General features: G+C 70.7%; 22 protein-coding genes and 1 riboswitch. Of the genes, 7 read left to right on the top strand and 15 right to left on the bottom strand.

Annotated features, from left to right (window positions below; genetic code table 11):
• Positions 1–14 precede the first annotated feature (14 nt).
• Genes QM792_RS14270 through ribBA form a run of 4 tightly spaced genes read right to left on the bottom strand, consistent with a single transcriptional unit; the run spans position 15 to position 3,259 of the window.
• Complete coding sequence (locus tag QM792_RS14270) at positions 15–1,196, bottom strand: pyridoxal phosphate-dependent aminotransferase (RefSeq protein ID WP_415150767.1); 1,182 nt, start codon at positions 1,194–1,196, stop codon at positions 15–17.
• Between the two features lie 6 nt (positions 1,197–1,202).
• On the bottom strand, positions 1,203–1,676 hold the full coding sequence (gene nusB, locus QM792_RS14265; RefSeq protein WP_415150766.1) for a transcription antitermination factor NusB: 474 nt from the start codon (positions 1,674–1,676) through the stop codon (positions 1,203–1,205).
• Positions 1,673–2,137: a 6,7-dimethyl-8-ribityllumazine synthase gene (gene ribH, locus QM792_RS14260; RefSeq protein WP_415150765.1), complete on the bottom strand. Its 465-nt coding sequence runs from the start codon at positions 2,135–2,137 to the stop codon at positions 1,673–1,675. Before ribH ends, nusB begins: the two co-directional genes overlap by 4 nt.
• Positions 2,138–2,158: 21 nt before the next feature.
• Positions 2,159–3,259, bottom strand: coding sequence for a bifunctional 3,4-dihydroxy-2-butanone-4-phosphate synthase/GTP cyclohydrolase II (gene ribBA / locus QM792_RS14255; RefSeq protein WP_415150764.1), 1,101 nt, complete (start codon positions 3,257–3,259; stop codon positions 2,159–2,161).
• Between the two features lie 319 nt (positions 3,260–3,578).
• On the opposite strand from ribBA, the gene QM792_RS14250 reads away from it, so the two are divergent.
• From QM792_RS14250 to QM792_RS14240, 3 genes are all read left to right on the top strand, one after another.
• Positions 3,579–4,100 (top strand): sigma-70 family RNA polymerase sigma factor, encoded by a 522-nt coding sequence (locus QM792_RS14250; RefSeq protein ID WP_415150763.1) that lies wholly within the window; start codon positions 3,579–3,581, stop codon positions 4,098–4,100.
• Between the two features lie 4 nt (positions 4,101–4,104).
• Positions 4,105–5,148: a FecR domain-containing protein gene (locus QM792_RS14245; RefSeq protein WP_415150762.1), complete on the top strand. Its 1,044-nt coding sequence runs from the start codon at positions 4,105–4,107 to the stop codon at positions 5,146–5,148.
• Between the two features lie 139 nt (positions 5,149–5,287).
• The gene (locus QM792_RS14240; protein WP_415150761.1) at positions 5,288–7,864 is read left to right on the top strand and encodes a TonB-dependent siderophore receptor; all 2,577 of its coding nucleotides are present in this window, start codon (positions 5,288–5,290) and stop codon (positions 7,862–7,864) included.
• A 12-nt stretch (positions 7,865–7,876) separates the two neighbouring features.
• Here QM792_RS14240 and QM792_RS14235 read toward each other — a convergent pair whose 3' ends face one another.
• The 10 genes from QM792_RS14235 to QM792_RS14190 form a co-directional block, all read right to left on the bottom strand.
• Entirely contained in the window at positions 7,877–8,506 is a 630-nt protein-coding gene (locus QM792_RS14235) for a riboflavin synthase (protein ID WP_415150760.1), read from the bottom strand.
• Positions 8,507–8,653: 147 nt separating this feature from the next.
• Positions 8,654–9,769, bottom strand: coding sequence for a bifunctional diaminohydroxyphosphoribosylaminopyrimidine deaminase/5-amino-6-(5-phosphoribosylamino)uracil reductase RibD (gene ribD, locus QM792_RS14230; protein ID WP_415150759.1), 1,116 nt, complete (start codon positions 9,767–9,769; stop codon positions 8,654–8,656).
• A 15-nt stretch (positions 9,770–9,784) separates the two neighbouring features.
• Positions 9,785–10,222, bottom strand: coding sequence for a prepilin-type N-terminal cleavage/methylation domain-containing protein (locus QM792_RS14225; RefSeq protein ID WP_415150758.1), 438 nt, complete (start codon positions 10,220–10,222; stop codon positions 9,785–9,787).
• A gap of 11 nt (positions 10,223–10,233) precedes the next feature.
• Positions 10,234–11,253, bottom strand: coding sequence for a PilX N-terminal domain-containing pilus assembly protein (locus QM792_RS14220; RefSeq protein WP_415150757.1), 1,020 nt, complete (start codon positions 11,251–11,253; stop codon positions 10,234–10,236).
• 11 nt (positions 11,254–11,264) lie between these two features.
• On the bottom strand, positions 11,265–11,909 hold the full coding sequence (locus QM792_RS14215; RefSeq protein WP_415150756.1) for a prepilin-type N-terminal cleavage/methylation domain-containing protein: 645 nt from the start codon (positions 11,907–11,909) through the stop codon (positions 11,265–11,267).
• 1 nt (position 11,910) lies between these two features.
• A complete protein-coding gene (locus tag QM792_RS14210; protein WP_415150755.1) occupies positions 11,911–12,360 on the bottom strand; it encodes a type IV pilin protein in 450 nt (149 codons plus the stop codon).
• 27 nt (positions 12,361–12,387) lie between these two features.
• Positions 12,388–12,921: a GspH/FimT family protein gene (locus tag QM792_RS14205; RefSeq protein ID WP_415150754.1), complete on the bottom strand. Its 534-nt coding sequence runs from the start codon at positions 12,919–12,921 to the stop codon at positions 12,388–12,390.
• Between the two features lie 132 nt (positions 12,922–13,053).
• Positions 13,054–13,497 carry a transcriptional regulator NrdR gene (nrdR, locus tag QM792_RS14200; protein WP_415150753.1) on the bottom strand — a complete coding sequence of 148 codons (444 nt, stop codon included), beginning with the start codon at positions 13,495–13,497 and terminating at the stop codon, positions 13,054–13,056.
• Positions 13,497–14,747, bottom strand: a complete 1,251-nt coding sequence (gene glyA, locus QM792_RS14195) for a serine hydroxymethyltransferase (RefSeq protein WP_415150752.1) — start codon at positions 14,745–14,747, stop codon at positions 13,497–13,499. Before glyA ends, nrdR begins: the two co-directional genes overlap by 1 nt.
• Before the next feature lie 59 nt (positions 14,748–14,806).
• Positions 14,807–14,929, bottom strand: a riboswitch (ZMP/ZTP riboswitch).
• 19 nt (positions 14,930–14,948) lie between these two features.
• A complete protein-coding gene (locus QM792_RS14190; protein ID WP_415150751.1) occupies positions 14,949–15,866 on the bottom strand; it encodes a transglycosylase SLT domain-containing protein in 918 nt (305 codons plus the stop codon).
• Positions 15,867–16,155: 289 nt separating this feature from the next.
• Between QM792_RS14190 and QM792_RS14185 the strand changes: the two genes are divergently transcribed.
• Positions 16,156–17,715 carry a UbiD family decarboxylase domain-containing protein gene (locus tag QM792_RS14185; protein ID WP_415150750.1) on the top strand — a complete coding sequence of 520 codons (1,560 nt, stop codon included), beginning with the start codon at positions 16,156–16,158 and terminating at the stop codon, positions 17,713–17,715.
• A 172-nt stretch (positions 17,716–17,887) separates the two neighbouring features.
• On the opposite strand, the gene QM792_RS14180 is transcribed toward QM792_RS14185, so the two are convergent.
• A complete protein-coding gene (locus QM792_RS14180) occupies positions 17,888–18,682 on the bottom strand; it encodes an IclR family transcriptional regulator (RefSeq protein ID WP_415150749.1) in 795 nt (264 codons plus the stop codon).
• A gap of 106 nt (positions 18,683–18,788) precedes the next feature.
• Here QM792_RS14180 and QM792_RS14175 point away from each other — a divergent pair, with 106 nt between their 5' ends.
• From QM792_RS14175 to QM792_RS14165, 3 genes are all read left to right on the top strand, one after another.
• A complete protein-coding gene (locus QM792_RS14175; RefSeq protein WP_415150748.1) occupies positions 18,789–19,754 on the top strand; it encodes an MBL fold metallo-hydrolase in 966 nt (321 codons plus the stop codon).
• Between the two features lie 157 nt (positions 19,755–19,911).
• Positions 19,912–20,448, top strand: coding sequence for a VOC family protein (locus QM792_RS14170; RefSeq protein WP_415150747.1), 537 nt, complete (start codon positions 19,912–19,914; stop codon positions 20,446–20,448).
• A gap of 19 nt (positions 20,449–20,467) precedes the next feature.
• On the top strand, positions 20,468–22,150 hold the full coding sequence (locus tag QM792_RS14165; RefSeq protein WP_415150746.1) for an FAD-dependent oxidoreductase: 1,683 nt from the start codon (positions 20,468–20,470) through the stop codon (positions 22,148–22,150).
• The last annotated feature ends 5 nt before the right edge of the window (positions 22,151–22,155 follow it).

Genomic DNA, 22,155 nt, shown 5'->3' with positions numbered 1-22,155 from the left:
GCCCCGTGCGGGTGTCACGGGCCGGCGGCGAGGGCCTGTTGCAGCCGCGCCATGGCCTCCTCGAGCTGCGCCAGCGAGTTGGCATACGACAGCCGCACCCAGCGCTCGGCGCCGTGGCGGCCGAAGTCGCGCCCCGGCGTCAGCGCCACGTGGGCGCGGCGCATCAGGTCGAAGGCGAAGTCCCAACTGCTGCCCGCATGCGCCGAGCAGTCGGCCCAGGCGTAGAAGGCGCCGTCGGGCAGCACGGGCACGTTCAGGCCCATTGCGTTCAGGGCCGGCACGACGAGGTCGCGGCGCGCCTTGAACTCGGCGCGGCGTCGTTCGTACTCGGCGATGGACTCCGGCTCGAAGCAGGCCAGCGCGGCGTGTTGCGCCACCGTCGAGGCGCAGATGAACAGGTTCTGCGCCAGCTTCTCGACGGCCGGCAGCAGCGCCGGCGGCACGACCATCCAGCCCAGCCGCCAGCCGGTCATCGAGAAATACTTCGAGAAGCTGTTGATCGAGATCACGTCCTCGCCGTGCGCCAGCGCGCTCGCGCCGTAGCGCTCGTCGTAGCTCAGGCCGAGGTAGATCTCGTCGACGATCGTGAAGCCGCCGCGCTCGCGCACCGCGCGCACGATGCGGCCCATCTCGGCCGGGTCGATGGAGGTGCCGGTCGGGTTCGACGGCGAGGCCAGCAGCACGCCGCGCGTGCGTTCGCCCCAGGCCGCCTCGACGCCGGCCGCGTCGAGCTGGAAGCGCTGCGCGGGCCCGGTGGGCAGCAGCACCGCCACGCCGTCGGCGGCGGCGACGAAGTGGCGGTTGCAGGGGTAGCTGGGGTCGGGCATCAGCACCTCGTCGCCGCGCTCGACCAGCGCCAGGCAGGCGAGCTGCAAGGCCGCCGAGGCGCCGGCGGTGACGACGATGCGTTCGGGCGCGACGTGCAATCCGAAGCGCCGCGCGTACCACTGCGAGATGCGCTCGCGCAGCGGCGCGAGGCCGGTGGTCTCGGTGTACTGCGTGCGGCCGCCGCGCAGCGCGCGTTCGGCGGCCTCGCGCACCGGCGGCGGCGCGGTGAAGTCGGGCTCGCCGATGTTCAGGAAGATCATCGGCTTGTCGGCGCACGCGGGCGAGCGCGCCAGCTCGGCGGCCGCCTTGGCGCACTCCATCACGTAGAAGGGCTCGATGTGATCGAGCCGCGCGGCGGTGCGCAGCATGCCGCCTCAGCGCCGCGCGGCGCGCGCCGCGTCGACCTCGGCCGGGCGCAGCTCGGCGGCGGCCTTGTCGAGCACGCCGTTGACGTACTTGTGGCCGTCGGTGCCGCCGAAGTTCTTGGCCAGTTCCACCGCCTCGTTGATCGCCACCTTGTAGGGCACGTCGACGCAGTGCTTCAGCTCGTAGGCGCCGATCATCAGCACGCCGTGCTCGATCGGCGACAGCTCGGTGGTCTTGCGGTCGACGTGTTTCGCCAGCACCGCGTCGATCGCCGCCGCCTCGGCGATGCAGCCGTGCAGCAGCGCATCGAAGTGCGCCGCGTCGCACTTCGCGAAGCCGTCCTGCTCGCGCATGTGGGCGTCGATCACGCCGGCGTCGGCGCCGCCGATCAGCCACTCGTACAGGCCTTGCAGCGCCAGTTCGCGCGCGCCGCGCCGCGCCGAGGGCGCGCGCGCCTTCTTCCTGGCCGGTGCGTCGCTCACGACAGGTCTTCCAGCAGGTTGGCCATCTCGACGGCCACGCGCGCGGCGTCGCGGCCCTTCTCGTCGGCGCGCGCGCGCGCCTGCGCCTCGTTCTCGACGGTGAGGATGGCGTTGGCGATCGGCAGTTGCAGGTCGAGCGAGACGCGCGTGACGCCGGCGCCGCTCTCGTTGGCCACCAGCTCGAAGTGGTAGGTCTCGCCGCGGATCACGCAGCCCAGCGCCACCAGCGCGTCGTAGTCGTCGCTCTCGGCCAGCGCGGCCAGCGCCAGCGGCACTTCGAGCGCACCCGGCACGCTGACGTGGCGGATGTGGCGCTCGCTGACGCCCAGCGCCTTCAGCTCGGCGATGCAGCTTCGCGCGAGCGCATCGGTGATCCCGGCGTTGAAGCGCGCCTGCACGATGCCGATGCGCAGGTCCTGCCCGTTCAACTCGAGAGCCTGGCCCTTGTCAGCGTCCTGCATGGTGGTCGGTTTCCGAAAAAATCATTGGGCGGCCATGAAGCCGGTGACTTCGAGGCCGTAGCCGGTGGTCATGCTGGGCATGCGGCGCGGGCTGCCGAGCAGGCGCATCCTGGCGATGCCCAGGTCGCGCAGGATCTGCGCGCCGACGCCGTAGGTGCGCAGGTCCATCTGCGCGCGCGCCGGCGCGCGCTCGGCCGGCGCCGCGCCGCTGAGCTTGGGCAGCAGCGCGGCGGCGCTCTCGCCGCAGTTCAGCAGCAGCGCCGCGCCGCGTTCGCTGGCCCGGATGGCGGCCAGCGCGCGCGGCAGCGGCCAGGAGTGGCGGCTCGCGCCGCTGTCGAGCAGATCCATCACCGACAGCGGCTCGTGCACGCGCACCAGCACCTCGTCGGCCGGCGTCCAGCGGCCGTGCGTCAGCGCGAGGTGCAGGCCGCCGGTGCGGTCGCGGAAGGCGATGCAGTCGAATTCGCCCTGCGCGGTGGTGAGCTTGCGCTCGCCGGCGCGCTCGATCAGCGTCTCGTTGCGGCTGCGGTACTCGATCAGGTCGGCGATGGTGCCGATCTTCAGGTGGTGTTCGCGCGCGAACTCGATCAGGTCGGGCAGGCGCGCCATCGTGCCGTCGTCCTTCATCACCTCGCAGATCACCGCGGCGGGCGTCAGCCCGGCCATGCCGGCCAGGTCGCAGCCGGCCTCGGTGTGGCCGGCGCGCATCAGCACGCCGCCGTCCTGCGCGGTCAGCGGGAAGATGTGGCCGGGCTGCACCAGGTCGCTCGCCTTGGCGTTGCGCGCCACCGCGGCCTGCACGGTGCGCGCCCGGTCGGCCGCCGAGATGCCGGTGCTCACGCCCTCGGCGGCCTCGATCGAGACGGTGAACGCGGTGCCGGTCTTCTGGCCGTTGCGCGCGGCCATGGGCACGAGCTGCAGGCGTTCGCAGCGCTCGCGCGTCAGCGTCAGGCAGATCAGCCCGCGGCCGTACTTGGCCATGAAGTTGATCGCCTCGGGCGTGACGTGGTCGGCGGCGAGCACGAGGTCGCCTTCGTTCTCGCGGTCTTCCTCGTCGACGAGGATCACCATGCGGCCGGCGGCCAGCTCGGCGACCAGTTCGGGAATCGGGGAAATGGACATGGAGCCACGAATTGTAGGCGGGCGACCCGTGCGGCCGCCCGTCTGAGCAACCGTCTTGACGGTCAAGCTCGATGAAGCGTCGGATCCCACTTCGAGCCGTGCTTGGCTATGGCGTTGAGCGCGGGCTGTCACTGGCGGCGGGATTTGCCTACGCACAGGTCCTGCTCTACGGCGCGCCGGTCTAGATCGGGACCGCGAAGAAGCTTGCCGCCGCGGCCGTTGCCAAGGCTTTCGGCGCAGTATCGATGTTATAATGAGAACAATTCACATTATCTTTTGAGTTGCCCACCCTGTTCCGCCGCCAGTCCGGAAAGCCGCCATGACCGTCGCTGGAATCGCGCTCCCGCTCCACAGGGATGTGGAGTCCCTCTACGCTCACCACCATGGCTGGTTGAAGGTGTGGCTGCGCCGTAGGCTGGGTGATCCCTTTACGGCAGCGGATCTTGCCCACGACATCTTCGTGCGCTTGCTGGAGCGCGAGGTCGCATTGGCCTTGCAGGAGCCACGCGCCTTCCTGACCATCGCGGCCCAGCGGGCGGTGATCAGTCACTGGCGCCGGCAGCAGTTGGAGCGCGCTTACCTGGACGCTCTGGCCCGAGTGCCTGAAGCGCTGGTGCCGTCAGAGGAGGAGCGCGCGATCCTGCTGGAGACGCTGCTCGAGATCGACCGCCTGCTCGACGGCCTTCCACCGCCGGTAAAGCGCTGCTTCCTGCTGACGCAACTCGATGGTCTCAACCATCTCGAAGTGGCGCAAGCCATGGAAGTCTCGGTCACCACGGTCAAGCGCTATCTCGTCAAAGCTGCCGCACACTGCTACTTTGCGGACGCGCTGCCGGGCTGAAACGATGACGGCAACCTCGCCGCCGATGGTCCGTGCACAGGTCGCGGGGGCGCCGGAGACCCCGATCGCACCGGCGGTCGCACGGCGCGCTATCGAATGGTTCGTCGAACTGCAGGCGCCCGAGGTCGCGCCCGCGCTGAAGGAAGAGTGGTTGCGCTGGCGTGCGGCGCATCCCGATCACGAGCGTGCGTGGCGGCGCATCGAGGTGGTGAACGGCCGGGTCTTCAGCCGCCTTGGGCCGCTGGCGGAACCGTTGCGCGCTGCCGTCACGCATGCCAGCCTGACGCCGCCGCGGTCCCCAGCGCGGCGACGTGCCGTCAACACGCTGGCCGCACTGCTGTTCGCCGGTGGCGCCACCTGGGCGGCGCATGACCAGACTCGCTGGCGCGAATGGGTCGCCGACCATCGCACCCAGCACGGCGAGCGCCGCGCGCTGGTGCTCGACGACGGCACGGTGCTGATCCTCAACACCGCCAGCGCCGTCAACGTGGCCTACGGTCCCGCCGAGCGGCGCCTGCAACTCGTCGCGGGCGAAGTGCTCGTCACCACGGCCAAGGAACAGGCTGCGCGGCCCTTTCTTGTGGAAACCGAGCATGGCAAGGCGCAGGCCCTGGGTACGCGCTTCACGGTGCGGCTGGTCGACGGTGCGACGCAGGTGGCCGTCTACGAAGGCGCGGTGCGCATCACGCCGACCGGTGGCGCCGGGCGCTCCACCGTGCTGCAAGCGGGCCAGCATGCCCGCTTCACCGCCGCAGGCGTGGGCGCGTGGCAGCCGGCCGATCCGGATGGCACTGCCTGGACCGAGGGCTTCATTGTCGCCAAGGGCATGCGGCTGGCCGATTTCGTGGCCGAGCTGAACCTCTACAGCCCGCACGCGATCACCTGCGACTCGGCCGTGGCGGAGTTGCGCGTGTCGGGTTCCTATCCGCTGGACGACATCGGCAAGGTGCTCGACGCGCTCAGCGCGACCCTGTCGCTGCGCATCGAGACCGTCACCCGCTTCTGGGGCGCGCAGACGGTGCGCTTGCGACCGGCGCCGCGCGCCTAAACGCGCCGCGGCTGGAAGCCGTCGCGCGGGATGCGCAACGCGCATCGCACCGCAAGGCTGGGCGCAGGCCCGCGTTTTCACAAGGAGCGAACGAAACAGCTTCCCACCCTGGTCCGTTTCGGAATCTCGTGCGACATGCATGGTGAAAGCCAGCAACTCCACCACCCGCAACCGCAAACGGCCGACCATGGACCATCGTCGACGCGGCGCTTCTCGGCGCCTGTTTTCCAACGCGCTCGTGCGCAGCGCCATGGCGTGCGCCATGGGGCACACCCTCTTCGGCAGCCTCGGTGCCGCCGTCACACTCGTCACGCCCTTCACCGCATGGGCTCAGGCGGCGCCGCTGCCCATCCGCAGCTACAGCATCCCGCCGGGCACGTTGGAAGAGGCGTTGACCCACTTCGGCCGCGCCGCCGGCATCCTGCTGTCGTTCACGCCCGAGAGTACGGCCGGCCTGCGCAGCCCCGGCCTGCAGGGCAGCTACTCCGTACAGGGCGGCCTGGACGCATTGCTCGCCGGCAGCGGCTTGCGGGCCGCCCAGCAGGCCAACGGCACCTTCGTGTTGAGCAAGGAATTTGCCGCCGCGGCTGCATCGTCCGCAGCACCGCAGGCCCGCGAAGCAACACTGCCCGCGGTGAGAGTGATGGCTCAGACCGTTCTCGACGCGGTCACAACCGAAGGAACCGGCTCGTACACCGCCCAGGGCGCCACGCTGATGAAGTCGACGCACGCTCTCAAGGACATTCCGCAGTCGGTCAGCGTGATCACCCGGCAGCAGATGGACGACCAGCGCCTGGATACCTTGTACGACGTGCTGGCCAACACGCCTGGTGTCACGCTGGTGAACCGCCCCAACGGTGGGAGAGACGTCTACTCGCGCGGCTTCGCGACAAGCACCTTTCAGTACGACGGCGTTCCATTGCAGCGCGGCGCCTCCACGGGCAACCATTTCGCGGCGTCGTCCATCTACCTGGACCGCGTGGAGGTGCTTCGAGGCGCCCAGGGCCTGCTGGAAGGCGCGGGCAATCCGGCCGGCGCGGTGAACCTGGTGCGCAAGCGCGGCCTGGCGAAAACCGGAGTCAAGGTCGAGGGCCGGGCCGGCTCGTGGGACAACCTGGGCGCCCGGGTGGAAGCCGGCGGTCCCCTGGATGGCGAAGGCCGCTTGCGCAGCCGCGTCGCGCTGGACTACGAAGACAAGGACTACTTCGTCGACACGATGCATGAACGCAATCTCAACGCCTACGCGGCGCTCGACGTCGATCTGACGCCACAGACCGCGCTGGGGTTGGGGCTCGCGCATTCCCGGCTGGAGGGAACACGCTTCACGTACTACGGCGTGCCGCGCTACGCCGACGGCAGGGCGTTGAACATTCCGCGCTCCGCCTTCATTGGCGCGGACTGGAACAACGGCGACCGACACGAAACCCAGGCTTTCATCGACTTCGAACACCGCTTCGATCCGAACTGGAAGCTCAAGCTGGCCGGTGTATATATCGAGGAAAGCCTCGAGTCGATCATGTCATTCGGCGGATACATGCTGGTGCCGGTGGACGGCAGCACGATCGGCGGCCACGGCTACACCTACGACATCCGGACCAAGAACCTGGGGGTCGATGCAGCGCTCTCGGGCCGCCTGCAGGCCCTGGGCCTGGACCATGAGGTCGTGCTCGGTACCAACTATTCGAGACAACGGCAGAACTACGCGTACGACGAATACTGGGAGTACACGGCCTACAACGTCTTCGATCCCAACCACGATGCGCCGAGGTTCGATGGGATCGCGCCGAACGGCATCTACCGGTTCGCGGGCCGAGAAACCCAGAAGGGCATCTACGGCACGCTGCGCAGCCACCTCACCGACACGCTGACGCTCAGCCTGGGCGTGCGCGCCAGTTGGTACGAGGCCCCTTCGCAGACCCGCACGATGACCCGCACGTCCACCAACCTGCGCAAGGAGAGCGGTGAAATCACGCCCTACGCAGGCTTGGTGTACGCGTTGACGCCCGAGTGGTCGGTCTACGCCAGCTATGCCGACATCTTCCAACCCCAGAGCGCCACCAACGCACAACTGGAGGTGTTGCCGCCCATCGTCGGCGCCAACCACGAGGTCGGCATCAAGGGCGAGCTTTTCGACGGCGCGCTGAACACCTCCTTCGCGGTCTTCCGCATCGACCAGAGCAATCGTGCCATCGCCGACTTCGACTCACCGCCCGTCTGCGGCAGCGCGGGCACCAGCCGCTGCTCGCGCGCGGCCGGCAAGGTCCGCAGCGAGGGACTGGAACTCGAGGTGCGCGGCCAGTTGGCAAAGGACTGGCAATTGGGCGGGGGATACACCTACAACCGCAACGAGTTCCTGCAAGACGCCAACGCCGCCCAGGTCGGCAAGCCCTTCGACTACAACACACCCAAGCACATCTTCCGCCTCTGGGCTGACCACAAGTTGCCCGGCCAACTGGGCCAGTGGAGCATTGGGGCGGGCGTCGACTACCGCAGCGAGCAGAAGACCAACAGCACCACGCGGCTGAACCCGGTGCAGGGCGGCTACTCGATCTGGAATGCGCGCGTGAGCTACCAGATCAACAAGATCTGGGCGGCAGCGCTGAATGTCGAAAACCTGTTCGACAAGAAGTACTACACGTTCATTGCCACCGACTACGTCTTCAGTTTCGTCGGCGAACCGCGGAATGCGTTGCTCACGCTGCGGGGCCAGTTCTGAGGCCGAGGTCGCTCAGGGCCGCGGCAGCGCGCCGCCGAGCATGCGCTCGACGTAGCGCGCGATCAGGTCGATCTCGAGGTTGACGCGCAGGCCCGGTTGCAGCGTGCCCAGCGTGGTGTGCTCGACGGTGTGCGGTATCAGGTTGATGCTGAACTCGCAGTGCTCGGGGTGGTCGACGACGCGGTTGACCGTCAGGCTGGCGCCGTTGACCGTGATCGAGCCCTTGTAGGCGAGAAAGCGCGCCAGCGCCGGCGGCGCGGCGATGCGCAGCTCGCGCGATTCGCCCACCGGGTCGAACGACAGCACGGTGCCGATGCCGTCGACGTGCCCGCTGACGAGGTGACCGCCGAGGCGGTCGTTGGCGCGCAAGGCCTTTTCGAGATTGACCGGCCCGGGCTCGGCGAGGCCGGCGGTCTTCGACAGGCTCTCGGCCGAGATGTCGATCGTGAAGCGCGCGGCCGCCGCGTCGAACGAGGTGACGGTCATGCACGCGCCGTTCAGCGCGATGCTGTCGCCCAGGGCGACGTCGGCCAGGTAGCCGTCCGGCGCCTGCAGCGTCAGGCGCCGGCCGTGCGAGGCGTGCTCGCCGAGCGGCTGCACGTCGACGATGCGGCCGACGCCGCTGATGATGCCGGTGAACATGGGTGTGATTGTCGCAGGCGCCGCGCGGGCGCGGCGTTTCCCCGTTCGGGTGCGACATGCCCGTTCGGGCTGAGCTTGTCGAAGCCCGGGCGAGGTACTCGCATGCCCTTCGACAGGCTCAGGGCGAACGGGGGGGGGCGACGTGTCTCAGAAGTCGGCGCGGCCGTGCGGGCGGGCGATCAGGCGCAGGTCGTCGCCGACGCGCGCCACGCTGGTCCAGCGCAGGCCCAGCGTGTCTTCCAGGCGCTCCAGCGGGCCGAAGGCGGCCAGCTCGCGGCCCACGCCGAGCAGGCGCGGCGCCATGTAGACCAGGAATTCGTCGACCAGCCCCTCGCGCACCAGCGAGCCGTTGAGCTTGTGGCCGGCTTCCACGTGCAACTCGTTGACGCCGCGCTTGGCCAAGTCGGCCAGCATCGCGGCGAGGTCGACCTTGCCGTTCGCACCGGGCACAAGGGCGATCTCGGCGCCGGCCGCCTGCAAGGCCGCCTCTCGCCCGGCCTGCGGCTGCGCGGCGTAGATCAGCACCTTGCCGGGCGGTGCGAGCAGCTTGGCCGCCGGCGGCGTTTCCAGGCGCGAATCGACCACCACGCGCAGCGGCTGCTTCGCGGTCTCGACCAGGCGCACGTCCAGGCGCGGGTCGTCGTCGAGCACGGTGCCTATGCCGGTCAGTACCGCGCCGGCGCGGCGCCGGAAGGCGTGACCGTCGGCGCGCGCCGCCGCGCCGGTGATCCACTGGCTGACGCCGTTGGCCAGCGCGGTGCGGCCGTCGAGCGACACCGCCGCCTTCATGCGCACCCAGGGCCGGCCGCGCAGCACGCGCGAGAAGAAGCCGATGTTCAGCTCGCGCGCCTCGTCGGCGAGCAGGCCCGACTCGACCGCGATGCCGGCCGCGCGCAGCCGCGCCGCGCCCTGGCCGGCCACCTGCGGGAACGGATCTTCGAGCGCCATCACCACGCGGGCCAGGCGCGCTTCGATCAGCGCATCGCAGCACGGCGGCGTGCGGCCGTGGTGCGCGCAGGGCTCGAGCGTCACGTAGGCGGTGGCGCCGTGCACGATCTCGTGGCGCGCGATGGCGTCGCGCAGCGCCATCACCTCGGCGTGCGGCCCGCCGGCCTGCTGCGTGCGGCCGCGCCCGAGCACGCGGCCGTCGGGCGCGACGATCACGCAGCCCACGCGCGGGTTCGGCTCGGTCAGGCCGACCGACTGCTCGGCCAGCGCGAGCGCCTCGTGCATGGGCGTGGGGAATTGCGGCGTGCCCGTCATGCGCCGCATTCTGCGTCAGCGCGAGAGCAGCGCGAGCGCGCCGAGCGCCGGCTCCTGCGCGGCGACCAGCGTGGCGAGCCGCACCTGCTGCGGTTCGCCCTGGGCATCGTTCCAGGCGACGCTGACGTCGACCACCTTCGCGCCCGCCCAGGCGGCGGCATCGACGCGCCGCACCAGCGCATAACGCGGGCTGCCCAGGCCGTCGGGCTCGACGGTGAAGGCACGTTCTGCGATGGCGTCGAACCCGGCGCGCGTGGTGAAGCCGCGCAGGTCTTCGATCTCCTGCTGCGCCAGCCGCAGCGCCGAGCCGCGCTCGCGCGCGAACTCGGCATGGCGGCGCAGCTCGGGCTGCACGCGCAGCAGCGCCAGCGCGCCGATGGCCAGCACCAGCGCGGCGAGCAGCGCTTCGATCAGCGTGATGCCGCGCTGGCGGCGGGGCAGGGGGTTCGTCATGGTCGGGCTCCTCAGAAATCGCGCCAGCCGCCGGCCACGCGCACGAAGCCGCCCTGGCGGGTGCGCAGCGCGTCGAGCACGGCGGCGTCGAGTTGCAGGTCCAGCGAGGCGTCGCCGGCCGCGCCGCCTTCGCTGATCAGCGCGCCGCGCACCGTGGCGGCGGGGGCCGTCCAGCCCAGGCTGGCGGCGTAGGCCACGCCGTGCAGTTGCACCGCGCCTTGCAACTGCAAGGTGCCGGCCGCGACGATCAGCACCGGCCGCTCGGGCGTGCCGAGCGCCAGCGGGCCGCGCAGCAGCACATCGCCGGGCAGCGCCAGCAGCGTCGCGCCCTGTTCGACGGCGAGCGTGACGGCCGCGCCGCAGTCGCCGTGGCAGTCGATGCGGCGCACGGCCTGCTGCTGCGTCCACGAGGCCTTCGATTGCCCGAACAGACCGGCGAAGAAAGGCCCGACGGGCGTCGCGGCGGGGCGAACCGTCAGCGCGGCCGCCGGCGGCATGGGCAGCGCGGCTTGCAGCGCGATCACGGCCTGGTGGCGCGCGAGCGCGCCTTCGTCGCCGCACACGCCGGCGGTGTGCGCGCAGGCGCTGGCGACGAGCAGCAGCCGGCCGTCCTGCGGCCCGGGCTGCACGCTCACGGTGAAGCCCGGCCCGTTCGCTGCCGGCCCGACGGGCCCCATGGGCCCGCAGCCGCAGGCCCAGCCCGAAGCGCCGTGCACGCAGGCCGGCGCCAGGCCGCGCGGCGTGAAGGTGGCGATGCCGGTGTCGAGCAACTGCTCGCGAAAGCTCCGCGCGGCGGTGGCGGCGGCCTGGCAGTCGCCGCCGGTGCGTGCATCGTCGTTGAGCCGGGCGAGCGCCCAATCCAGCCCGGCTTCGGCCGTCTCGAAGGCGAGCGCCGCATCGGCCTGGTTGGACGACTGGCGTAGCTCGATCAGCAGGTTGCGGTTCGCCGCCAGCAGCGTCACCAGCATCGCGGCGAGCAGCATCAGCGTGACCGCCAGCGTGGCGGCGCCGCGTTGTGAAGACAGGGTCATGGTGATTCTCCTCAGGCCGGGCAGGCGCCGGCCACGTCGTCGTTGCGCAGCCGCACCAGCGTGTCGACGCGGCGCCGCAGCGAGGTGTCCTCGGCCGTATGCGCCGCGATGCGCAGCGCGACGCGGCGCACGCTGACGAGCGCCTCGCAGAGCGCGCCGTCCGCGCACTCGCGCGGGCAGTGTTCGAGCAGCGAGACGCTTTGTTCGCGCGGCGCCAGCGAGAACTCGGTGACCACCAGCGCGCCGGCATCGGTGAGCGCCTGCCAGGCGCCGGCGCCGAGCTGCAGCTCGATCACGCCGCGGCGCAGGCGCAGGCCGAACTGTTCGGCGCTGTCCAGCGTGTGGTTCTCCGCCGTGTCGCGCGAGTAGGCGTAGCTCGCCGCGTCCGAGGCCGCGCCCTGCGGCGCGAAGGCCGCATACGGATTGGCCGCCGAGGCCGCCGGCGCGGCCCAGTGCCCGGCGCGGCGCAGGTCGCGCGAGATCACGTCGGCGGCGCTGCGCAGATCCTGCTGCAAGCGCAGCGCCAGCGTCGCGTGGCGGTGCTCGCGCCACTGCGCGACGACCGCGGTGAACGCGGCGGCGGCGATGAACAGGCCGAGCGCCAGCCCGACCATCAGTTCCACCAGCGACACGCCGGCCTGCGAACGTCGGCCCATCTCAAAGCCCCCAGCAGCGCCGGTTGGCGGCTTCGTCGTTGGCCACGCCCTCGTCGGCGCCCGATTCGCGCCGCGTCAGCCCGCCCACGACGCTCAGGCGCAGGTGGCGGCACGCCGCGTCGCGCGCCTGCGCGCCGCTGGCCTGCGCGAGCGCGACGTAGCCCTGCTCGTCGGCCGCGCTCACGTCGAGCCGGTAGTGTCCGGCGCCGCTGCGCTCGCCCAGGCGCAGCTCGGCGAGCGTGCCGTAGCGGCGATGGTTGGCGTACCAGCGCTCCTGCGCGATCTGCAACTGTGCCATCGCCAGCATCGCGTCGGTGCGGCGGCCTTTCTGAAGGCTGCCCTCGAAGCTCGGCCAGGCGAGGCTGGACAGCACGCCGGCGATGCCGACGGCCGCGAGCAGCTCGATCAGCGTGAAGCCGCGTGCGGCGCGGCGCGAAGCGATGTGGTTCATGGTCGGTTCCTCCTCGTCGGATGGTGTTCAGCAGGCGCGGTAGCCGGGCACGGCCGCGTTGGGCGAGCAACTGCGCACGCGGCCCATCAGGTTGATCACGTGGTGGACGGCGCGGCCGTCGCGCGCCGCGACCACGCGCCAGGTGGCGGTGGGCGTGACGGTGCCGTGCTGCGGGTCGAAGGCGAGCGACGCGGTATTGCTCTGGATCGACACGCCGGGCGTCGCGCCGCTGCTGCGGATCAGCACCGCGCCGGCCGCGCAGTCGGCCTCGCCGCGCGGCGTGCAGCGGCAGGCGCCGGCCGCGCCGGTGTGCAGCAGCGTGCAGCCGGTGGCGGCGTCGTGCGCGAGCCGCACCACGCGGTTGCGCGCGAGGCTCTCGCTGCGCGCCAGTTGCAGCGTCGCGGCGAGCTGCGTCGCGGCGGCGTCGAGGCGGCGCTGTTCGATCACCCGCTGCAGTCCGGGCACCGCGACCGTGACGGCCGCGGCCAGCACCGCGATCACGACGCCGGCTTCGACGAGCGTGAAGCCGCGCTGCCGCGGGAAGGAGAGTGTCGAGTCCATGTCGTGCTCCGCTGAGGCCTTGCACGAACTCTAGGAATCGACGCGATCCCGCGCGTCCCGACGAGGGGCGATGCGCCGGGGCCTCGCTGCGGGGCCCTCGGCGGTGGGCTCCCCCGGGCGGGGGAGTTCAGCTCAAATGTCGCGGATGAGCTGCCGGAACTCGTCCACGTCCTCGAAGGAACGGTAGACGGAGGCGAAGCGCACGTAGGCGACCTTGTCGATTCGCTTCAGCTCTCTCATCACCAGTTCCCCCAGCCGGGTGGAGCTGACTTCCTTGGCGCCGCTGTTGAGCAGCTTCTCCTGGATGCGGTCGACCGCGGCGTCGATCTGCTCCACGCTCACCGGCCGCTTGCGCAGCGCCAGCGACATCGAGCCGCGCAGCTTGGCGAGCACGAACTCCTCGCGCGTGCCGTCCTTCTTCACCACCGAGGGCAGCGCGATGTCCGCGCGCTCGTAGGTGGTGAAGCGCTTGTCGCATTTCTGGCAGCGCCGCCGCCGGCGGATCTGGTCGCCTTCGTCGGACTCGCGCGTCTCGACGACCTGCGTGTCGACGTGGCCGCAGAAGGGGCAGCGCATCAGCGGTAGACCGGGAAGTCCTTGGTCAAGGCCGCGACCTTGGCGCGCACCGCCGCGATGTTCGCCTCGTCGTGCGGCTTGTCGAGCACGTCGGCGATCAGGCTGGCGGTCAGCCGCGCCTGCTCTTCCTTGAAGCCGCGTGTGGTCATCGCCGGCGAGCCGAGGCGGATGCCGCTGGTGACCATCGGCTTCTGCGGGTCGTTCGGGATGCCGTTCTTGTTGCAGGTGATGTGCGCGCCGCCGAGGATGGCCTCGGCCTCCTTGCCGGTCAGGCCCTTGGGGCGCAGGTCGACCAGCATCAGGTGGCTCTCGGTGCGGCCGCTGACGATGCGCAGGCCGCGCTGCACCAGCGTCTCGGCCATCACGACCGCGTTCTTCGCCACCTGCTGCTGGTAGGTCTTGAACCCGGGCGCGAGCGCCTCCTTGAAGGCCACCGCCTTGGCGGCGATCACGTGCATCAGCGGGCCCCCCTGGATGCCGGGGAAGATCGCGCTGTTGATCTTCTTGGCGATCTCTTCGCTGCGCGTCAGGATCAGGCCACCGCGCGGGCCGCGCAGCGTCTTGTGCGTGGTGGTGGTCACCACGTCGGCGAAGGGCACCGGGTTCGGGTAGACGCCCGCGGCGATCAGCCCGGCGTAGTGCGCCATGTCGACCATGAAATACGCGCCGACCGCCTTGGCCACCTTGGCGAAGCGCTCGAAGTCGATGCGCAGCGCATAAGCCGAGGCGCCGGCGATGATCAGCTTGGGGCGGTGCTCGTGCGCCAGGCGCTCCATCGCGTCGTAGTCGATCTCCTCCTGCGCGTTCAGGCCGTAGGAGACCACCTTGAACCACTTGCCGCTCATGTTCAGCGCCATGCCGTGCGTCAGGTGGCCGCCTTCGGCCAGGCTCATGCCCATGATGGTGTCGCCCGGCTGCAGCAGCCCGAAGAACACGCCCTGGTTGGCCTGCGAGCCGGAGTTCGGCTGCACGTTGGCGAACTCGGCGCCGAAGAGCTGTTGTGCGCGGGCTATGGCGAGCTGCTCCACCACGTCGACGTATTCGCAGCCGCCGTAGTAGCGGCGGCCCGGGTAGCCCTCGGCGTACTTGTTGGTGAGCTGCGAGCCCTGCGCGGCCATCACGGCCGGCGAGGCGTAGTTCTCCGAGGCGATCAGCTCGATGTGGTCTTCCTGGCGCTGGTTCTCGCGCTGGATGGCGGCCCAGGTCTCGGGGTCGACGCTGGCGACGGTGGAGGCGGTACGGTCGAACATGGTGGCGGCGGTCCTTGACAGCAGACGGTCCCGGCGCGCGCCGCAGGAGGCTGCGGCGGCGGGGCTGCCCAGGCGAACGGCTCGATGCGGCGCGCGACCGCGTCGCTCACCGACCGCGCTTCCCGGTGGTTCACCACCTCAGGCCCCGAGGCGGGGCCGCATCGCCAGTCGCGCGGTGGCGCAAGTGTAGCGGCTCGCCGCTCAGCCCAGCGAGGCCACCTGCTCCGCGTGTTTGGCCGGCTCGGCGGGCACCGCCGCCTCGGCCTCGGCCGGGCGCGGCTCGCTGCGCGGCGCGGCGGCGGGGGCGGGCAGCACCACCGGCACCAGCGCGGTGGTGGGCGAGAGCGCCTTGCCCGAGGCCACGGTGCGCAGGTTGTTCTGCTCGGCCAGCACCTTGCCGGCATAGCCGCCGTCGTCTTCCAGGTTGGCCGCGCCGACGTAGTAGCGCAGGCCCGCTTCCAGGCTGCCGGCGCGCGCGATGCACTCCTTGAGCACCTGCACGCCGACGCGCAGGTTGCTCACCGGGTCGAAGGCGGCGTGCTTGCCGCCGTAGGCTTCGTACTTGTCGTCGTGAATACGTGTCATCACCTGCATCAGCCCCTGCGCGCCGACGCTGCTCTGCGCGAAGGGGTTGAAGCTCGACTCGACGGCCATGATCGCCAGGATCAGCGTCGGGTCCAGCCCGGCGCGCTGGCCCACCGCCCAGGCTTCCTGCACCAGGCGGCTGACCGGCTCGGGCGCGACGCGGTAGCGGCGCGAGATCCACATCGCCACGGCGGCCTGCTGGCGGCTCAGGTCCTTGGGGTTGGCGGCGGTGGCGCGGGCGATCGCGTCGGGCTCGCTCAACTGCTGGGCCAGCAGCTCGGCCGGATCGGCGCGCGCCTCGTGGCGCGTCTTCAGCCAGCCCAGCGCCTGCGCCTCGACGGCGTGGCGCAGCTCGGGCTTGCCGATGGCGAACAGCGCGGCGGCCACGATCAGCAGGCCGATCAGCGCCAGCATGTTGTGGCTGACTTCGAGCAAGCCCTGCCCGACGTCCTTGAGGAACACCGTGGCCGACTCGCCGATGGCATCGCGTACCCGCAGGGTGCGCGTCAAACATCGCTTCAGCGTCGTCGTCATGTCTCTTCCTTTCGCGGTCGCCGGCCCCGGGCGGGGCTTTGCTGCGGCGGTGGCCGCAGGGCGACGGTGATAATTCCGGGCCGGTGGGTGGCGCCGTCTGGTGCGGCGTTCCGGCGCGTCGATCGGGCCTCGTCGGACCTCGATCCGATACTGGCAGCAGCGGCGCTGCTTCTCTATCCCTGCACCGAGGGCCTGGGGTTATCCCGTAGCGGTGCGACTGGCGCGAATTCTAGGAAGCCGCTTCATAACCGGTCAAGACTATGAAATTTGTCTCTAATTACTATTTCGTATGAAATACCGGGACTTGCGTGACTTCATCCAGGGCCTGGAAGGTCTGGGCGAGCTGAAAAGAGTGGCCGATCCTGTCTCCGCGCGGCTGGAGATGACAGCGGTCAGTGACTTCGTGCTGCGCTCGGCCGGTCCGGCGCTGCTGTTCGAGCAGCCTGCCGGTTACAAAATTCCCGTGCTCGCCAACTTGTTCGGCACGCCGCGCCGCGTGGCGCTGGGCATGGGCGCCACCGAGGTGAACGAGCTGCGCGAGGTGGGCGAGCTGCTGGCGCGGCTGAAGGAGCCCGAGCCGCCCAAGGGCCTGAAGGACACCGGCCGTTTGTTACAGATGGCCAAGGCGGTGTGGGACATGAAGCCGGCGCTGGTGCGCTCGCCGGCCTGCCGCGAGCTGGTGCTGGAAGGCGCCGACGCCGACCTGACCCGCCTGCCGGTGCAGACCTGCTGGCCGGGCGACGCCGGCCCCCTGATCACCTGGGGCCTGGTGGTCACGCGCGGGCCGCAGGGCGGGCCGAAGGCGCGTGCGCGCCAGAACCTGGGCATCTACCGCCAGCAGGTGATCGCGCCGCGCCAGGTGATCATGCGCTGGCTGGCGCACCGCGGCGGCGCGCTCGACTTCCGCGAGTTCGCGCTGGCCCGGCCGGGCCAGCCCTTCCCGATCGCGGTGGCGCTGGGGGCCGACCCGGCCACCATCCTCGGCGCGGTGACGCCGGTGCCCGACACGCTGTCCGAGTACCAGTTCGCCGGGCTGCTGCGCGGCAGCCGCACCGAGGTGGCCGACACCGGCGTCGGCGACGCCGGCGTGATGCTGCAGGTGCCGGCCAGCGCCGAGTTCGTGCTGGAAGGGCACATTCCGCCGGCCGAGCGCGGCTGGAGCGGCATCAGCGAGCACGGCGTCGCGTTGAAGGAGCTCAACGGCTACCTGCACGCGCTGGAAGGGCCGTTCGGCGACCACACCGGCTATTACAACGAGCAGGACTGGTTTCCGGTGTTCGAGATCGCGCGCATCACGCACCGCCGCGAGCCGATCTACCACTCCACCTACACCGGCAAGCCGCCCGACGAGCCGGCGGTGCTCGGCGTGGCGCTCAACGAGGTGTTCGTGCCCATCCTGCAGAAGCAGTTTCCGGAGATCGTCGACTTCTACCTGCCGCCCGAGGGCTGCAGCTATCGCATGGCGATCATCAGCATGCGCAAGGCCTACCCAGGCCACGCCAAGCGGCTGATGTTCGGGCTGTGGAGCTTCCTGCGCCAGTTCATGTACACCAAGTTCATCGTCGTCACCGACGACGACGTCGACATCCGCCGCTGGGACGAGGTGGTCTGGGCCATCACCACGCGCATGGACCCGGTGCGCGACACCACGCTGGTCGAGCGCACGCCGATCGACTACCTCGACTTCGCCTCGCCGGTCAGCGGCCTGGGCGGCAAGATGGGGCTGGACGCCACCAGCAAGTGGCCCGGCGAGACGCAGCGCGAGTGGGGCCGCGCGATCGTGATGGACGCGGCGGTCGAGCGGCGTGTGGCCGACGTGGTGGCGCGGATCATGAAGCCGGCCGGCTGACAAGAGGAAACACCAGCATGCCGCGCGCTTGAATCGGCGCGCGCCATCGCCTAGTTTTGCAGGGCCTGTTCAGCAGGCGCACCCGATGGCGCAGTCCCTGCGCGCCAGGAGCCCCGGACGCTTTCCCTCCGGAGCCCCACCCGGCGGCGTCAGCCGCCCGCCCCTCCCGGCCTCAGGCCGGGAGGGGTTTGTTCTTGTGGCCCAGCCGGTGCGAGATCTCCGCCGCCGCCTCGCGCACCGCGGCGGCCAGCGGCGAGTCCCAGCCGGCGGGAAAGCTGTCTTCGTGGCCCAGCGCCGTGATCACCAGGGCCGGCTTGTCTTCGTGGTCGAAGGCCGGCGCGCTGAAGGCGTTGACGCCCGGGATAGGCCGTCCCACCGCGCGCGCCACGCCGTGGCGGCGGAACTCGGCGACGATGGCTTCCAGCTCGCGGCCGACGTCCTTCACCGCCGTGCGGTCGGCGCGGCGCGCCTCGCCCCGCGACGCGGCCAGCATCTCGGTGACCACGCGCGCCGGCAGCACCGCCGCGAAGGCGCGCCCGGTGGCGGTGCCGAACAGCGACATCACCGAGCCGGCGCGCATGTTCACGTGCAGCGGCTGCGTGCCCTCGATCACGCGCACGATGGCCGGGCCCATGTTGCCCCACAGCGCGATCGCCACCGTCTGGTCGATGCGCTGCGACAGCGCCTCGGCCACCGGCCCGGCGGCCTTGACCGGGTCGAGCTGGTGCAGGCAGGCCAACCCCAGTTGCAGCGCCGCCGGCCCGAGCGCATAACGGCCGCTGAGCGCATCCTGCTCGATCAGCCCGAGCCGGCCGAAGCTGACCAGGTAGGGGTGGGCGCGCGAAGCCGGCAGGCCGGCCGCGGCGGCCAGGTCCTTCAGCGTCATCGGCCCGTTGTGCTGGCCCAGCGCGATCAGCAGCCGCCCCCCGACTTCCACCGATTGCACGGCGCGCTGCTCGCGGATCATTATTTGCTCCATGCAAATCAGTTTGACATACGGCAACGGTGGTCGTAAAGTGCAAACACGTTTGCATTGAACAAATCACCGCGGCACAACACGACAGGACCGACGCATGAACCAGAAGGCATTCGCCAGCCAGGCCGACCTGGAAGAGAAGAAGGTCAGCTTCATCAAGCTGTCCGACAACGCCTACGCCTACACCGCCGAGGGTGACCCGAACACCGGCGTGATCGTCGGCGACGACGCGGTGCTGGTGCTCGACACGCAGGCCACGCCGGTGATGGCGCAGGACGTGATCCGCCGCATCCGCGAAGTGACCGACAAGCCGATCAAGTACGTGCTGCTGACGCACTACCATGCGGTGCGGGTGCTCGGCGCCTCGGCCTACATGGCCGAAGGTGGGCAGCAGATCATCGCCAGCCAGGACACCTATGACCTGATCGTCGAGCGCGGCGAGCAGGACAAGGCCAGCGAGATCGGCCGCTTCCCGCGCCTGTTCCGCAGCGTCGAGAGCGTGCCGCCGGGCCTGACCTGGCCGACGATGACCTTCACCGGCAAGATGACGCTGTGGCTGGGCAAGCTGGAAGTGCAACTGCTGCAGCTCGGCCGCGGCCACACCAAGGGCGACACGGTGGCCTGGCTGCCGCAGCAGAAGATCCTGTTCAGCGGCGACCTGGTCGAGTTCGACGCCACGCCCTATGCCGGCGACGCCTACTTCAAGGACTGGCCGCAGACGCTGGACAACATCGCCGCGCTGAAGCCGCAGAAGCTGGTGCCCGGCCGCGGCGCTGCGCTGGTCACGCCCGAGCAGGTGAAGGCGGGCCTCGACGGCACGCGCTCTTTCATCGCCGACGTGCGCGCCGCCGTCGAGGCCGGCGTGGCCGCCGGCAAGGACCTGAACGGCGTCTACAAGGACACCTACGCGAAGCTCGCGCCGAAGTACGGCAAGTGGGTCATCTTCGACCACTGCATGCCCTTCGACGTGACGCGCTGCTACGACGAAGTCACGCAGTACCCCGACCCGCGCATCTGGACCGCCGAGCGCGACCGCCAGATGTGGGCGGCCCTGGAAACATGATCCCCCCCGCAGCGCCTTCGGCGCTCCCCCCAGGGGGCGCCGCCAGCGGCCCGGCGAAGCCGGTTCCGCGGCGGCCGCCTGGGTCGCATGGCGCGATGCCGCGCTCGAGCGGCTCGGCCACCTGTCAGCCCGAAACTCGTTCACCGGAGACAAACGAATGAGCATCCAGCGCATCCACCACGTCGCCTACCGCTGCCGCGACGCCAAGCAGACCGTCGAGTGGTACCGCCAGCACCTGGGCATGGAGTTCGTGCTCGCGATCGCCGAAGACCAGGTGCCGTCCACCAAGGCGCCCGACCCGTACATGCACGTCTTCCTCGACGCCGGCGCGGGCAACATCCTGGCCTTCTTCGAGATTCCCAACTCGCCGCCGATGGGGCGCGACGCGAACACGCCCGAGTGGGTGCAGCACATCGCCTTCAAGGTCGGCTCGATGGACGAACTGCTCGCCACCAAGGCCAGGCTGCAGGCCGGCGGCATCGACGTGATCGGGCCGACCGACCACACGCTGTTCCAGTCGATCTATTTCTTCGACCCGAACGGCCACCGCGTCGAACTCGCCGTGGACACCGCCACGCCCGAGATGAACGCCAAGCTCGACGCGGTGAAGTGGGAGATGCTGAACGAGTGGGCGAAGACGAAACGCGCACCCAAGCACGCGGCGTGGATGCACGAGAAGGAATTCGAGGACTGAACCCCGGCGGCGCACCACGATGCTCAGCACCTATACCTACCCGAAGTTCGCCTACCGCCGCCCGGCCGAACTCGACCGCGCCGGCGCGGTCGACCGCCACCCGGTGATCGTGGTCGGCGCCGGCCCGATCGGCCTGGCCGCGGCGATCGACCTCGCGCAGCAGGGCCAGCGCGTGCTGCTGCTCGACGACGACGACACCGTCAGCGTCGGCTCGCGCGGTCTGTGCTACGCCAAGCGCGCGCTCGAAGTGCTGGACCGCCTGGGCTGCGGCGACCCGGTGGTCGACAAGGGCGTCACCTGGAACGTCGGCCGCACCTTCTTCGGCAACGACGAGGTGTTCCGCTTCAACCTGCTGCCCGACGAAGACCACCACCGCCCCGGCATGGTCAACCTGCAGCAGTACTACCTCGAGGAATTCCTGGTCCGGCGCGCCGAGCAGTTGCCCAATCTCGAACTGCGCTGGAAGCACAAGGTCACCGCCGTCGCGCCCGACGGCCGGGGCGCGCGCTTGCAGGTCGAGACGGCCGACGGCGCCTACGCGCTCGACACCGACTGGCTGGTGGTCGCCGACGGCGCGCGCAGCCCGATCCGCCGCCTGCTCGGGCTGGACATCGACGGCAAGGTGTTCCAGGACCGCTTCCTGATCGCCGACGTGGTGATGAAGGCCGACTTCCCGGCCGAGCGCTGGTTCTGGTTCGACCCGCCCTTCCACCCCGGGCAGAGCGTGCTGCTGCACCGCGAGGCCGACAACGTCTGGCGCATCGACTTCCAGCTCGGCTGGGACGCCGACCCCGAGGAGGAGAAGAAGCCCGAGCGCGTGACGCCGCGCATCCGCGCGATGCTCGGGCCGCAGCACGAGTTCGATCTGGAATGGGTCAGCGTCTACACCTTCCAGTGCCGGCGCATGCAGCGCTTCCGGCATGGCCGCGTGCTGTTCGTCGGCGACGCGGCGCACCAGGTGTCGCCCTTCGGCGCGCGCGGCGCCAACTCCGGCCTGCAGGACACCGACAACCTCGCCTGGAAGCTGCTGCTGGTGATGCGCGGCCTCGCGCCCGAATCGCTGCTCGACAGCTACAGCGACGAGCGTGTCGCTGCGGCCGACGAGAACCTGATGAACTCGACGCGCTCGACCGACTTCATCACGCCCAAGAGCGAGGTGTCGAAGGACTTCCGCAACGCCGTGCTGACGCTGGCGCGCGAGCACGGCTTCGCGCGCGGGCTGGTCAATTCGGGGCGCCTGTCGGTGCCCGCGCACCTGGGCCGCTCGGCGCTGAACACGCCCGATGCCGACGCCTTCGCGGGCACGATGGGCCCCGGCGCGCCGCTGGTCGATGCGCCGGTGCGCTGTGAGGGCCGCAACGGCTGGCTGCTCGGCCACACCGGCGACGCCTTCGTGCTGCTGCTGTTCGCACGCTCGCCCGGCGACGTGGACGCGGCCACGCTGGCGGCGCTGCGCGCGCTGGCCGACGCGCCGATCGCGGTGCAGGCGCGCCTGGTGGTCGGCGAAGACGACGCGGGCGCCGCGACGCCGGCCGGCTGCCGCGTGCTGCTGGACACCAAGGGCCTGGCGGCCGCGCGCCTGGATGCGCAGCCCGGCACCGCCTACCTGCTGCGGCCCGACCAGCACGTGGCCGCGCGCTGGCGCCGCTTCGACGCCGCGCGCGTGCGCGCCGCCGTCGCCCGTGCCACCTGCAACGCCTGAATCCG

The organism is Piscinibacter sp., assembly GCF_047600445.1.
GTDB lineage: Bacteria > Pseudomonadota > Gammaproteobacteria > Burkholderiales > Burkholderiaceae_C > Piscinibacter.
This window is presented reverse-complemented; position numbering and strand designations above follow the sequence as displayed.